The 13,344-nt window shown below is 60.0% G+C and carries 13 protein-coding genes; 3 read left to right on the plus strand and 10 right to left on the minus strand.

Features of this window, described 5'->3' with window-relative positions:
* A partial coding sequence (locus tag WCA53_RS18215; protein ID WP_423913570.1) for a disulfide bond formation protein B occupies positions 1 to 361 on the plus strand: 361 nt, incomplete at its 5' end.
* 79 nt (positions 362 to 440) lie between these two features.
* Here WCA53_RS18215 and WCA53_RS18220 read toward each other — a convergent pair.
* Both WCA53_RS18220 and WCA53_RS18225 read right to left on the minus strand, forming a co-directional pair.
* Entirely contained in the window at positions 441 to 1,565 is a 1,125-nt protein-coding gene (locus tag WCA53_RS18220) for a PA0069 family radical SAM protein (RefSeq protein WP_423913573.1), read from the minus strand.
* Between the two features lie 71 nt (positions 1,566 to 1,636).
* Complete coding sequence (locus tag WCA53_RS18225) at positions 1,637 to 2,125, minus strand: Lrp/AsnC ligand binding domain-containing protein (protein WP_423913576.1); 489 nt, start codon at positions 2,123 to 2,125, stop codon at positions 1,637 to 1,639.
* A 162-nt stretch (positions 2,126 to 2,287) separates the two neighbouring features.
* Between WCA53_RS18225 and WCA53_RS18230 the strand changes: the two genes are divergently transcribed.
* On the plus strand, positions 2,288 to 3,580 hold the full coding sequence (locus tag WCA53_RS18230) for a D-amino acid dehydrogenase (RefSeq protein ID WP_423913580.1): 1,293 nt from the start codon (positions 2,288 to 2,290) through the stop codon (positions 3,578 to 3,580).
* 128 nt (positions 3,581 to 3,708) lie between these two features.
* Here WCA53_RS18230 and WCA53_RS18235 read toward each other — a convergent pair whose 3' ends face one another.
* From WCA53_RS18235 to WCA53_RS18250, 4 genes are all read right to left on the minus strand, one after another.
* Positions 3,709 to 5,499: an acyl-CoA dehydrogenase gene (locus WCA53_RS18235; RefSeq protein ID WP_423913584.1), complete on the minus strand. Its 1,791-nt coding sequence runs from the start codon at positions 5,497 to 5,499 to the stop codon at positions 3,709 to 3,711.
* Between the two features lie 89 nt (positions 5,500 to 5,588).
* Positions 5,589 to 6,524: an electron transfer flavoprotein subunit alpha/FixB family protein gene (locus tag WCA53_RS18240; RefSeq protein WP_423913587.1), complete on the minus strand. Its 936-nt coding sequence runs from the start codon at positions 6,522 to 6,524 to the stop codon at positions 5,589 to 5,591.
* A 12-nt stretch (positions 6,525 to 6,536) separates the two neighbouring features.
* Positions 6,537 to 7,286 (minus strand): electron transfer flavoprotein subunit beta/FixA family protein, encoded by a 750-nt coding sequence (locus tag WCA53_RS18245; RefSeq protein ID WP_423913590.1) that lies wholly within the window; start codon positions 7,284 to 7,286, stop codon positions 6,537 to 6,539.
* A gap of 353 nt (positions 7,287 to 7,639) precedes the next feature.
* Positions 7,640 to 8,563 carry a histone deacetylase family protein gene (locus tag WCA53_RS18250; RefSeq protein ID WP_423913593.1) on the minus strand — a complete coding sequence of 308 codons (924 nt, stop codon included), beginning with the start codon at positions 8,561 to 8,563 and terminating at the stop codon, positions 7,640 to 7,642.
* Between the two features lie 275 nt (positions 8,564 to 8,838).
* Here WCA53_RS18250 and mltB point away from each other — a divergent pair, with 275 nt between their 5' ends.
* Positions 8,839 to 10,002 carry a lytic murein transglycosylase B gene (mltB, locus tag WCA53_RS18255; RefSeq protein WP_423913597.1) on the plus strand — a complete coding sequence of 388 codons (1,164 nt, stop codon included), beginning with the start codon at positions 8,839 to 8,841 and terminating at the stop codon, positions 10,000 to 10,002.
* A gap of 77 nt (positions 10,003 to 10,079) precedes the next feature.
* Here mltB and cysM read toward each other — a convergent pair whose 3' ends face one another.
* The 4 genes from cysM to WCA53_RS18275 all read right to left on the minus strand — a co-directional run.
* Complete coding sequence (gene cysM, locus WCA53_RS18260; RefSeq protein ID WP_423913601.1) at positions 10,080 to 10,982, minus strand: cysteine synthase CysM; 903 nt, start codon at positions 10,980 to 10,982, stop codon at positions 10,080 to 10,082.
* Between the two features lie 237 nt (positions 10,983 to 11,219).
* Positions 11,220 to 11,561: a ComEA family DNA-binding protein gene (locus tag WCA53_RS18265; RefSeq protein ID WP_423913605.1), complete on the minus strand. Its 342-nt coding sequence runs from the start codon at positions 11,559 to 11,561 to the stop codon at positions 11,220 to 11,222.
* A gap of 73 nt (positions 11,562 to 11,634) precedes the next feature.
* The gene (gene rfaD / locus WCA53_RS18270; protein WP_423913607.1) at positions 11,635 to 12,627 is read right to left on the minus strand and encodes an ADP-glyceromanno-heptose 6-epimerase; all 993 of its coding nucleotides are present in this window, start codon (positions 12,625 to 12,627) and stop codon (positions 11,635 to 11,637) included.
* A 7-nt stretch (positions 12,628 to 12,634) separates the two neighbouring features.
* Positions 12,635 to 13,344, minus strand: a 710-nt coding sequence (locus tag WCA53_RS18275) for a PfkB family carbohydrate kinase (RefSeq protein WP_423913610.1), incomplete at its 5' end; no start/stop codon positions are given.

Below are 13,344 nucleotides of genomic sequence, written 5' to 3' on the forward strand. Positions count from 1 at the left end.
TGTCCTGATCGCCGTGTTCGCCTTTTTGGGCGCGGTATTAAGAGGATGGCGCGGGATCGCCGTTCTTGAAACGCTTGCGGCGATCTCGGCGCTGGGGGGCGTTGTCACTGCTGCCCGGCATGTTTACCTGCAAGCTCACCCCGGCTTTAGCTGCGGATTCGATGCGCTCCAGCCTGTTGTCGACAGCTTGCCGCCCGCGCACTGGTTGCCGCAGGTTTTCAAGGTCGCCGGACTCTGCGAAACGATCTATCCGCCCATTCTTGGGCTGTCGATTCCCCAGTGGAGTCTTGTCGCGTTCGTTGTGATCTTCTTGGCAATCGCTGGAAGTCTTTGGAGCAAGCGGCGTCTGCGGGCGGGTTGACAGCCGCTTACTCGCAGCGGCTAAGGTCACTAGGCGAACGCGCTTGTAGCCGTGCGCCGGGCCTTGAGTGCGCGTCCGATCAGAACAACTTCATCTGAGAGCTCTCCGGCAGGCGACGCGCAATTGCGCCCTTCTCGATAGACCGGAACCCCGACATATCCAGAATTCCGCGTTGCCGGGCATTCAAGCCAAGTCGACGCGCCGCTTTGTGAAAGCGCTGACTTAACATATCCGCCCACAAGCCCTCGCCTTTCATCCGTTTCGCGAAATCGGCGTCGTAGTCCTTCCCGCCACGCATGTCGCGCACCCGACCCATTACACGTTCAGCTCGATCCGGGAAGTGCGCCGCGAGCCAGTCTTTAAAAAGAGGCGCCACTTCCCAGGGCAAACGCAAGACGATATAGCTCGCGCTGGTCGCGCCCGCCTCGGCACAGGCTTGCATCACGCGCTCCAGGTCCGGTTCGGTCACGAACGGAATGATTGGAGCAATGCTCACGCCGACCGGGATGCCAGCCTCGGATAGCGTCCGAATCGTACGCAATCGTCGCGCCGGCGTGGCTGCGCGCGGTTCGAGTGTCCGGGCGATATCCGCGTCGAGCGTAGTGATGGTCACCGCCGCGATCATCTGTCCTTTCTCCGCCATGGGGGCGAGAAGGTCGATATCGCGCTCGATCAACGATGACTTCGTGATCGCAGCGAACGGATGCCCGCGCTCACTCAGGATCTCGATCACACGCCGCGTAATGCGCAAGTTCCGCTCGACGGGTTGATACGCGTCGGTCACCACGCCGAGCGCGATGGGCTCCGGCTGATAGGACCGTTTGTCCAGTTCGCGCTCGAGCAACTCGCCTGCATTGACTTTCGCGTAAATCCGGCTCTCGAAGTCCAGCCCCGGCGATAACCCCAGGTAGCTGTGCGTCGGTCGCGCGAAGCAGTAGATGCAGCCATGCTCGCACCCGCGATAAGGATTCAGCGATACGCTAAACGGGATATCGGGTGACGAATTGCGCGTGAGTATGCTTTTCGCTCGCTCTTCAAACACCTGCGTGCGCAGCACCTGACCCTCTTCCTCGACGTCCATCCAGCCGTCGTCGATCCGTGCTCGTTCGTCGCGTTCGTAGCGCCCCTGAAGGTTCGTGACGGCGCCTCGCCCTTTCAACGGCGTGGGTGGCGCAACAGGATATTCGCGGTCGTGAGAAGCCATGGAGAAACAAAAGGAAGCAGCTAAAGTACTGTATAAATATACAGTAAATTGAACCATTCGCAAGCTTCCTTTCAAGCATCGACTGCTATGACCAGCGTCTCCTTGATTTCCTCCATCACCACATAACTTTTCGATTGCACGGCGCCCGGCAATTGCAAAAGAATGTCACCCAAGAGTTTTCGGTAGTCAGCCATTTCACCGATCCGAGCCTTGATCAAATAGTCGAAGTCGCCTGAGACGAGATGGCATTCCAGCACTTCCGGGATGCGCTGCACTTCGCGCCGGAACTGGTCGAACATGTTGCCGCTTTTATGGTCGAGTGTGATCTCGACAAAAACCAGCAGGGCGGCGCCAAGATGCTGCGGGTTGACGCGCGCGAAATATCCGGTGATTACCTGGTCGCGCTCCATGCGTTTTACGCGCTCGATACACGGCGTGACGGAGAGCCCCACCTGCTCGGCGAGATCCTTCATCGCGATACGTCCGTCTTGTTGAAGAATCTTCAAGATACGGTGATCGAGCTTATCCAGCGCCCGTACTGAATTTCGTTGAGTTCTCATTTGTTTCCGCTAAAACTGAGATAAATACGATAACAAAAACTGCATTGCTATCAATACCATAGTCGATACCACTATGTCCCCGTGAATCAGGGCTCCAACCCAAGGTCCAAGCCTTTTGGAAGCGCATGAACGACGGAAAAGTCACATTGCACGGAGCAAGGCATGCGAATCGTAATTTTGGGAAGCGGCGTTGTCGGCGTCACGAGCGCCTACTATCTGGCCCGCGCGGGGCATGACGTCACGGTCGTAGATCGCGAAGCGGGACCCGCGATGGAGACGAGTTTTGCGAATGCGGGACAGATTTCGCCCGGCTACGCGTCGCCCTGGGCGGCTCCCGGCGTGCCGTTGAAGGCACTCAAATGGATGTTTGAAAAGCACGCGCCGCTGGCCATCCGGCTTGACGGCACAGCGTTCCAGTTGCAGTGGATGTGGAAGATGCTGCAAAACTGCACCCCGGCGCGCTACTCGGTGAACAAAGGCCGCATGGTGCGTCTTGCCGAATACAGCCGCGATTGCCTCCAGGCGTTGCGCGCGGATACGGGCCTTGAGTACGAAGGTCGTACCGGCGGAACGCTGCAAGTCTTTCGTACCCAGCAACAGCTGGACGGCGCCGCGAAGGACATCGCTGTCTTGCGCGATGCGAACGTCCCATTCGAATTGCTCACCCCGGCCGAATTGCAGAAGGCGGAGCCCGCGCTCGCGGCGGTGTCGCACAAGCTGACCGGCGGCCTGCGTCTGCCCAACGACGAAACCGGCGATTGCCAGAAGTTCACGACTCGCCTCGCTGCGATGGCTGAGCATCTCGGCGTGAAATTTCGCTATAACACGCCGATCGATTCGCTCACTGTGAGCGGCGGTCGCATTACGGGCGTGCAATGTGGGAGCGAAACCATTCGAGGCGATTCGTATGTTGTTGCGCTTGGGTCGTACTCCACGAAGTTGCTGGGCAAGATCGTCGATATCCCGGTTTATCCGCTCAAGGGTTATTCGCTGACCGCGCCGATCGTGAGCGAAAGTGCCGCGCCGGTATCCACCGTTCTTGACGAGACCTACAAGATCGCGATCACGCGTTTCGACGACCGGATTCGTGTTGGCGGGATGGCGGAAATTGTTGGCTTTGACAAGACCTTGCTCAAGGCACGCCGCGAAACACTGGAAATGTGCGTGAACGATTTGTTCCCTGGCGGGGGCGATACCGCGAAGGCGTCGTTCTGGACCGGCCTGCGGCCCATGACGCCGGATGGCACGCCGATTGTCGGCCGGACACCGTTGCCGAACCTGTTCTTGAACACCGGCCATGGGACGCTCGGCTGGACGATGTGTTGCGGTTCAGGCCAGCTTCTCGCCGATCTGATCTCGGGCAAGCAAGCCGCTATCCAGGCGGATGATTTGTCGGTGCATCGATATTTTGGCGAAACGCGTGGGGCAACCCGGCCGGCGTATTCAAGGGCCTGATATCGGCGGACGGTGGTTCGGGGGCGGGGCGAGCATGGGACGGTTCTGCTGCCCCGTACTCGCCGCTATGTCCCCGGTCTATACACGCAGTCAAGCAAACCGGCCCAACCGCCCGGCTGCCATCTCCCTCAGAACTGTTCCTCACTGAGCGCGAGATACCCTTCTCGCCCATCCCCGCTAACAATCGACGCCTCGATCCCCGGCGCCATCGACAAGACATGTTCCGCGAAAAACTGCGCGGTCGCGATCTTCGCGCCATAGAACGACTCGTCGTCGCTGCGTTTCTCCGATGCCACGAGCAACGCCCGAGCCATTTGCCAGCCGCCGAGAACAATGCCCGCCAGCTTCAGATACGGCACGCTGCCCGCGAACACTGCATTCGGATCGGTCTTGGCCTTCGCCACGACAAACTCCACCACCCGCGCCAACGCCAGACGTCCTGCGCTCAAATGCCGATGCATCGACGCGAACGTGTGGCCCTCGTGATCGGCGAGCTGCGCGATGGTCTGATCCAGCTGCGCGAAAATAACCTGGGCCGTTGCGCCGCCATCGCGTAAGGTCTTGCGCCCAATCAGGTCGTTGGCCTGGATCGCGGTCGTCCCTTCGTAGATGGTCAGGATCCGTGCATCGCGATAATACTGCGCAGCGCCGGTCTCCTCGATGAATCCCATGCCGCCGTGGACCTGCACGCCGAGGCTCGCGACATCGATGGAAAGCTCCGTGCTCCAGCCCTTCACGACCGGCACGAGGAACTCGTAGATCGCCTGATGACTGGCGCGCGCCGCCTCGTCAGGATGGCTATGCGCGAAATCGCAGTGCGCCGCCGCTACATACGCGAGCGCGCGCGACGCTTCCGTCAACGCGCGCATGGTCAACAACATGCGGCGTACGTCCGGATGATGAATGATCGAGACCGGCTGCTTGGCCGAGCCATCGACCGGACGACTTTGCACGCGATCCTTCGCATACGCGACGGCCTTCTGATACGCCCGCTCGGAGATTCCCACGCCCTGCATGCCGACCGCGAACCGCGCCGCGTTCATCATGATGAACATGTATTCGAGTCCGCGATTTTCTTCGCCGATCAATTGACCGGTCGCGCCGCCTGCGTCGCCAAATTGCAGCACAGCTGTAGGGCTCGCCTTGATGCCGAGCTTGTGTTCAATCGACACGCAATGGACGTCGTTGCGAGCGCCGAGCGTGCCATCGCGTTCGACGAGAAACTTGGGCACCAGGAACAGCGAAATACCTTTCACGCCATCCGGTGCGCCGGGCGTGCGCGCCAACACGAGATGGACGATGTTCTTCGCCATGTCGTGTTCGCCGTACGTGATGAAGATCTTGGTGCCGAAGACCTTGTACGTGCCGTCGCCTTGCGGCTCGGCGCGCGTTCGCACCAATGCAAGATCGGAACCCGCTTGCGGCTCAGTGAGGTTCATCGTGCCGGTCCACTCGCCGGAGATCAGCTTCGGCACGTAGAGTTGCTTCTGTTCCTCCGTGCCGGCCGTCAGTAACGCTTCAATAGCGCCGTCGGTCAGCAGGGGGCACAGGGCGAACGACATGTTCGCCGCGTTCAACATTTCGATACACGGCGTGGCGACCAGCTTGGGCAATCCCTGGCCCTCGTACTCGACTGGATGCAGCAGGCCTTGCCAGCCGCCTTCGCCGAACTGGCGAAACGCTTCCTTGAACCCGGGCGTGGTGATGACTTCGCCATCTTTCCACGCACTGGGATTCTTGTCGCCGTCGAAGTTCAACGGAGCGAGGACTTCGCCGTTGAACTTCGATGCTTCTTCGAGAACGGCCCGAGCTGTTTCGAAGCCCGCGTCTTCGAAACCGGGCAATGCCGAAATGCCGTCAATATCGGCAAGTTCCTTCATCACGAACAACATGTCCTTGATGGGCGCGCTATAGGTCATTTCGTTCTCCTCCAATCAGATACAAAAAGGGGCGCTCAGATGTCGCGCCCCTTTTTGCGGTCCCCGTTTCTCGCCGATGTATTTGCCGCTTAGCCCAGTTCTTTGACCAGATCCGGCACGACCGTGAACAAGTCGCCCACGAGGCCGTAGTCCGCGACTCCGAAGATCGGCGCTTCCGCGTCCTTGTTGATCGCGACGATAACCTTCGAGTCTTTCATCCCCGCCAGGTGCTGGATCGCGCCCGAGATGCCGACGGCGACATACAAATTCGGCGCGACGATCTTGCCCGTCTGGCCGACCTGATAATCGTTCGGTACGAAACCGGCATCGACGGCTGCACGCGATGCGCCCAGCGCCGCGCCAAGTTTGTCCGCGAGCGGCTCGAGCACTTTCATGTAGTTTTCGCCATTGCCCAAACCGCGTCCACCCGACACGATGATCTTCGCCGACGTCAATTCCGGCCGATCCAGCTTCGTCAATTCGCGGCTCACGAATTGCGATTTGCCAGCGTCCGCCGCGGCGTCGATTTTCTCTATCGACGCGCTGCCGCCTTCTGCCGCAACCGGATCGAAACCCGTTGCGCGAACGGTGACCACCTTGATCGCGTCGCTCGATTGAACCGTCGCGATCGCGTTGCCGGCGTAGATCGGACGCTCGAAGGTGTCAGCCGAGTCGACGGCCGTAATGTCGCTGATCTGTGCCACGTCCAGATGCGCGGCCACGCGCGGCGCGATGTTCTTGCCGTAAGCGGTCGCGGGCGCGAGGATGTGTGTGTAGTCCTTCGCAATGCTCAGCACCGTACCGTCGACATTTTCGGCGAGTCCATCGGCAAGTTGCGGCGCGTCGGCGAGCAATATTTTGGTGACGCCTGCGATCTTCGCAGCGGCATCGGCGGCAGCTTGCGCGTTGTGGCCCGCCACCAGCACGTGAATGTCGCCACCAATCTTCGTGGCCGCTGCGACCGTGTTCAGCGTCGCGGCCTTGATCGATGCGTTGTCGTGTTCTGCAATAACAAGAATGGTCACTTTAGAAACTCCTCACAGCACTTTGGCTTCGGTCTTCAACTTCTCGACCAGCGTCTTCACGTCCGGCACCTTGATGCCCGCGGAGCGTTGCGGCGGCTCGGCGACTTTCAGGGTCTTCAGGCGCGGCGTGACATCGACGCCCAGATCCGCCGGCTTCAACACTTCCAGCGGCTTTTTCTTGGCCTTCATGATGTTCGGCAGCGTGACGTAACGCGGCTCGTTCAGGCGAAGATCGGCCGTGATGACGGCGGGCAATGTCAGGGACAGGGTTTCCGCACCCCCATCGACTTCGCGCGCTACGGTGGCTTTACCGTCCGCTATCGTCACTTTCGACGCAAACGTCGCTTGCGGCAGGTTGGCCAGCGCGGCGAGCATTTGGCCGGTTTGGTTCGAGTCGTCGTCGATCGCCTGCTTGCCGAGGATGATCAATTGCGGCTGCTCTTTGTCGACCAACGCCTTGAGAATCTTGGCAACAGCCAACGGCTGCAGTTCCTCAGTGGATTCCACCAGGATGCCGCGATCCGCGCCAATCGCCATCGCCGTGCGCAGCGTTTCCTGACATTGCGCGACACCGCACGACACCGCGATCACTTCCGTCGCAATCCCTGCTTCCCTCAAGCGCACGGCCTCTTCGACGGCGATTTCATCGAACGGATTCATCGACATCTTCACGTTCGCGATATCCACCGCGCTGCCGTCCGGCTTCACGCGAACCTTCACGTTGTAGTCGACCACTCTCTTCACTGGTACCAGGATTTTCATGCAAATGCTCCCAAGTTACGAATACCCAAACCCAAACGATTATAACGAGTGCGCCAACCGCCGATTTCGCACGGCAAGACTGGATCGGACTCGTAAAGCCTTACACAATCGGGAAAGCTTGATATTTATAGAACGATCGTACTATTTTAAACACGAAACCATTTCGATTACAACCCGGGTTTTCGCGTAAAGCCGCTAAACAGACCAAGCTACTCTCTAAACCCGTGGAAGGAGAAAGAAACTGCAGAAGGCGCTAATCTCGTAGTCGTCGGCGTTCGCAACGCGGTGAGAAAGCTACTTTCACGCTCGCGTTCACGACCGGTAGCGGGGTCTCTCACGGCTAGCGCACGCAATCAAATGTCCGCCAGCACCCGGACATGCGCCACCACGCTGCGGCCCAATGCCGACAAGTTATACCCGCCCTCCAGACAACTCACGATTCGGCCCTTCGCGTGCCGCTTGGCCACGTTGCAAATCTGCATGGTGAGCCAGGCGTAGTCGTCCTCGACCAAGCCCATATTGCCCAGATCGTCTTCGCGATGCGCGTCGAAACCGGCCGAAACAAAGATCATCTCCGGCTTGAATTGCTCAAGCTTCGGGAGCCACATCAGATCGACGGCCTCGCGCACGGCCATGCCTTTCGTGCGCGCCGGCATCGGCAGGTTGACCATGTTCTCGGCTTGATTGTCCGCGCCGCTGTAAGGGTAGAACGGGTGCTGGAAGAAACTGCACATCAGCACCTGCGGGTCACCCGAAAAAGCAGCCTCGGTGCCGTTGCCATGGTGCACGTCGAAATCGATGATAGCCACGCGCTGCAAACCGTGGACCTCGAGCGCGTGACGCGCCGCTATGGCGACGTTGTTGAAGAAGCAAAAGCCCATCGCCCGCGCCGGTTCAGCGTGATGCCCGGGCGGACGCACGCTGCAAAACGCATTGCTGTAAGTGCCGGCGATCACGGCATCGGTGGCCGCAATGGCTGCGCCCGCGGAGCGCAGCGCGGCCTGGTACGAATGCGGCGACATCAGGGTGTCGGCATCCACTTCGATACATCCACTCAGCGGCGACGACCTCTGGATGAAATCAATATGCGCGCGCGTATGGACCCGCGCCAGCTCGGTAACGCTCGCGAGCGGTGCTTCCTCGTGCACGATCGACGTATCGATACGGCTTGCGATCAACTGATCTTCGATCGCCTGCAAGCGCGCCGGGCACTCGGGGTGCCACGGCCCCATGTCGTGGAGAAGGCAATCAGGATGGGAATAAAAGGCGGTAGCCATATGATTTGCGGCGCGGGGTCGAGTCGCGTCGCGTGTCTCGTTTGTTTGGTCGTTCTTCGGTTTGCGCGTCTCGCCTGAGTGCCGCGGCGCGGATCCTGGATGCGTGCATCCGTGATGCGTGTATTTCTATTAAGTTACCACACTGGAATTTTCGTGCGATCCGGTGTCCCGCGTCGCCTGCGGCCAGTGTTTACGGGACGGGCGCGAAAACGCGTCGGTTATACTCACCCGGCTTGCTCCAAGCCCCGCGATACCTCGCCACAATCACGCACACTATGACCTTCAAGTTTGCTTCGTTCGTCTCGCTTTTTCCGGCGCGCTTTGCGTCAGTCGCTTCACTCGTATGCGCGCTTGGCGCTATGTTCAACGGCCACGCTGTGGCGCAAGCGCAACCGCAACCCGCGACGCCGCAAGGGCAGGTGTTCGAAGAGGAAATCGTTCCCCAACGCTATGCTCACAACCCGAATGTCGACGCGTTCATCGACGATCTCGTAGCCCGCTACGACTTCGATTCCGCGGCACTGCATGCCCTGTTCGACAAGGTCAGCTATTCGACGACGGCGGTGAAGCTTGTCACGCCGTCTGCCACGCCCGCCACCAAGAACTGGCGCGCGTATCAAGGACGCTTTATCGAGCCGGTCCGTATTGCCGCCGGCGTGAAATTCTGGCGTGCGAATCAGGCCGCGCTTCAACGGGCGTCGCAGCAATATGGCGTACCACCCGAGGCCATTGTCGGGATTCTCGGCGTGGAGACAATCTATGGCCGCTACATGGGCAATTTCCGCGCGCTCGATGCGCTGACCACCCTCACGTTCGACTATCCGGACACACCGAATCGCGCTGAACGGCAGGCCACGTTCCGTAAGAACCTGGAGGACTTGCTGGTCTGGACGCACGACCAGCAAATCGATCCGACTACGGTCCTTGGCTCGTACACCGGTGCAATCGGCATCCCGCAATTCTTGCCAAGCAGCATCGTGCAGTACGCAGTAGATTTCGACGGCAATGGCAAGATCGATCTGCGGACAAGTCCCGCCGATGCGATCGGCAGTGTCGCGAATTATCTGAAGCAGCACGGCTGGGAAACCGGACGACCGGTGGTGTGGAAGATCGCTGGCGACCCGGGTAGTCAAGGCATTGCGCAAGCCGCTGCTGATGGCCAGCCCGAGCCGCACTGGTCACTCGCCCAATTGACGAAAGCCGGGATGCTGCTCGACGAGCCGAACGTCAACGCACTGTCCGAAGCGGGTACGCCGGTGGTCGTCGTGGATCTGCCTACACCCGGCCGCGCTACCGAATACACGATCGGTCTGCAGAACTTCTATGTGCTGACGCGCTACAACCGCAGTTTTTTCTACGCGCTCGCCGTGTATCAACTCGGTCAAGCCGTGAAGGCGCGAATTGACGCGGGCGATATGGGGACTTCGGCGTCGCGGTAGGCGGAACGCGATGCTGCCGGCGGTGAGTCTGGAGCGAGGGTCGCGCAGTTCTGCACCCTCCCCGCACTCCGCCAGCCTCAGGCCGGAAACACGCCTGTCGACAGGTACCTGTCTCCGCGGTCGCAGACCACGAACACGATGGTCGCATTCTCGACTTGCCGTGCCACGCGCAACGCGACTTCACATGCGCCGCCCGAGGAAATCCCGCTGAAAATCCCTTCCACCGATGCCAGTCGTCGCGCCATTGCTTCGGACGCCGCCTGACTCACGTTTTCCGTGCGATCCACGCGGCTGCGATCAAAGATCTTCGGTAAATACGCTTCAGGCCACTTGCGGATACCTGGGATACGCGATCCCTCTTCCGGCTGAGCCCCGATAATCTCGATCGCTTCGTTCTGTTCCTTCAGATACTGCGACACGCCCATGATCGTGCCGGTCGTGCCCATTGCGGAGACGAAATGCGTGATCCGTCCTTCCGTGTCGCGCCAGAGTTCAGGGCCCGTGGTTTCGTAGTGGGCAAGCGGATTGTCAGGGTTGCCAAATTGGTCGAGGATAATCCCCTTGCCTTCGCGTTGCATTTGCTCAGCCAGATCGCGAGCGTATTCCATGCCGCCGGTCACGGGCGTAAGAACGATCTGTGCGCCGTACGCGGTCATGCTCTGGCGGCGTTCGATCGACAAGTCCTCGGGCATGACCAACACCATCTTGTAGCCGCGAATCGCCGCAGCCATGGCCAGCGCAATACCCGTGTTACCACTGGTCGATTCAATCAGCGTGTCGCCCGGTTTGATACGACCTCGCTCTTCGGCCTTCTTGATCATTGACAACGCCGGCCGGTCTTTCACCGATCCCGCAGGGTTATTGCCCTCGAGCTTGCCGAGAATCACGTTGTTCCGGCTGCGGATTTCGTCGTCCGGAATCCGGACCAGTTGCACGAGCGGCGTGTTGCCGATCGTGTCTTCAATAGTCTTGTAAGCCATAGCGGATCGAGTTTGCTGCTGTCTGAACGGTCGCGTCTTAAGTGCGGGGAATTCAACGATTGTAGCCCAGCGATCTTTTCGATGCCGCCCGGCCCTACCGGGTAAAGGGACAGCGCGAGATAGCGCGGGAATAGCGTGAGCGTTTGAGCGCGGCGGCCCGCGCTGGTGCACAAATGAAAGGCAAGCAAGCGGCGCACTGATCGACCGGCGCGCCGACCGGTGCGCCCACCCGAGCGCCTACTTCTTGACGACCACGCCTGCACCAGCGGGTTTGCCCGTTGTAGCGGGCGGCGACGCTCCGGCCGACGCCACCTTGGTCGCCGGGCCGATGGTCAAGCCTTCGGCCACCAATCGATCCACCGTTTTGCCGCCCATGCCTTTCACGCGCTTGCTGAGCTCGGCCGCGTCTTTAAACGGGCCGTGTGCTTCGCGCTCATCCAGGATGGCCTTCGCCTTCGCCGGCCCAATGCCCTTGATGCCCCGTAGCGCGTCGGAATTGGCGCTGTTGATATCGACGCTGGCGAAGGCCGAACCAACGGCCAGGGCGAGCGTACAGGCTGCGAGGAATTTCTTGATCATGTGAGTCTCCCTTGAAGCCGGTCCGCGACGATCGCTGACCGGGAGACTCAGTGTAGGAAAACAGCGCCCGCTTTTATAGCTGGCCGGATAGCCAACGTACGTAGCGATCGACGCCTTCCTGGACTGTCAGGAAAGGGGCGTCGTAGCCGGCCGCGCGCAGTTTGGACTGGTCAGCCTGCGTGAAACATTGGTACTTGCCACGCAATGCGTCGGGGAAAGGGATGTATTCGATCAGGCCGCGCAGGACCAGTTCATCGAGCGACAACGCCGCCTCGCCTTCCATGGCGCGTAACGAGTTCACCACGGTGGACGCAATGTCGTTGAAGGGCTGTGCTCGCCCGGTACCCAGGTTGAAGATGCCTGACGTTCCGGGGTGATCGAAGAAGTGCAGGTTGACTGCCGTCACGTCTTCGACCGAGACGAAATCGCGTGTCTGCTCGCCGGCGCCATAGCCGTTGTACTCGCCGAACAGCTTCACTCTCCCTTCTGCACGGAACTGGTTGAAGTTGTGAAACGCCACCGACGCCATGCGCCCCTTGTGGGTCTCGCGCTGCCCGTACACGTTGAAGTAGCGAAACCCGGCGATCTGGCTACGCGCCTTCGGCAGCATCTGGCGCACGATCTGGTCGAAGAGAAATTTCGAATAACCGTAGACGTTCAGCGGCTTTTCGAGTTCCCGACGCTCCACGAATTCACTGGAACCGCCATAAACCGCCGCCGACGATGCATACAAAAACTGCACGCCTTGTTCGAGGCACGCGTCGAGTACATCGCGGCTGTAGCGGAAGTTGTTGTCCATCATGTAGCGGCCGTCGGTTTCCATTGTGTCGGAGCAGGCGCCTTCGTGGAACACGGCCTTGACCTTGCCGAAATCACCGCGTTTGAAGCGCGCGACAAACTCGGTTTTATCGAGGTAGTCGTCGATTTCGCAATCGACCAGGTTCTTGAATTTGTCGGCGCGCGTCAGGTTGTCGACCGCTATCACGCGCTCTTCGCCGCGATCGCCAAGTGCCTTGACGAGATTGCTGCCGATAAACCCGGCCGCGCCGGTAACGATGATGGTCATGGTATTTTCAGGCGAAAAGTTCGTTATAGTCGACCGTCGCCGTTCCCAGTTTTCCGACGACGATTCCAGCCGCCCGGTTGGCATATGCGATGCAGTCGATCAGCGGCACACCGGCCCCCAGCATGGTTGCAACGGTTGCAATGACCGTGTCTCCGGCACCCGAAACATCATACACTTCACGCGCATCGGCCTTGATGTGGACGGTCGTTTCAGCGGTGAAAAGCGTCATGCCCTCTTCTGATCGAGTAAGCAGCAGCGCATCCAGATCGAGTGTTCGACGCAATGCCGTGACGCGCGCCAGAAGGTCTGCTTCCGACTTCCAGTGACCGACCACTTCACGCAATTCCGCGCGATTGGGCGTGATCAGCGTAGCCCCCCGATACCGGTCCCAGTCATCGCCCTTCGGATCGACCAGCACGGCTTTGCCCGCGCGCTTCGCATCGGCGATCATTTGCGTGACGTGGGTCAGACCGCCCTTCGCATAATCCGACATGAGGATCACGTCGTGTTGCGGCAGAAGGGTTTCGAAGCGCGCGAGGCAAGCGCTCAGGACCTCGTGCGTCGGCGAATTTTCAAAGTCGACTCGCAGCAATTGTTGTTGCCGCGACAGCACCCGCAACTTGATGGTCGTGAGCAAGGCGGGATCGCGCTCGAGATACGCACTTACGCGGCTCTCATCCAGCAACTTCACGATGCACTCGCCCGGCTCGTCATGCC

The organism is Caballeronia sp. (genome assembly GCF_049581465.1).
GTDB lineage: Bacteria > Pseudomonadota > Gammaproteobacteria > Burkholderiales > Burkholderiaceae > Caballeronia.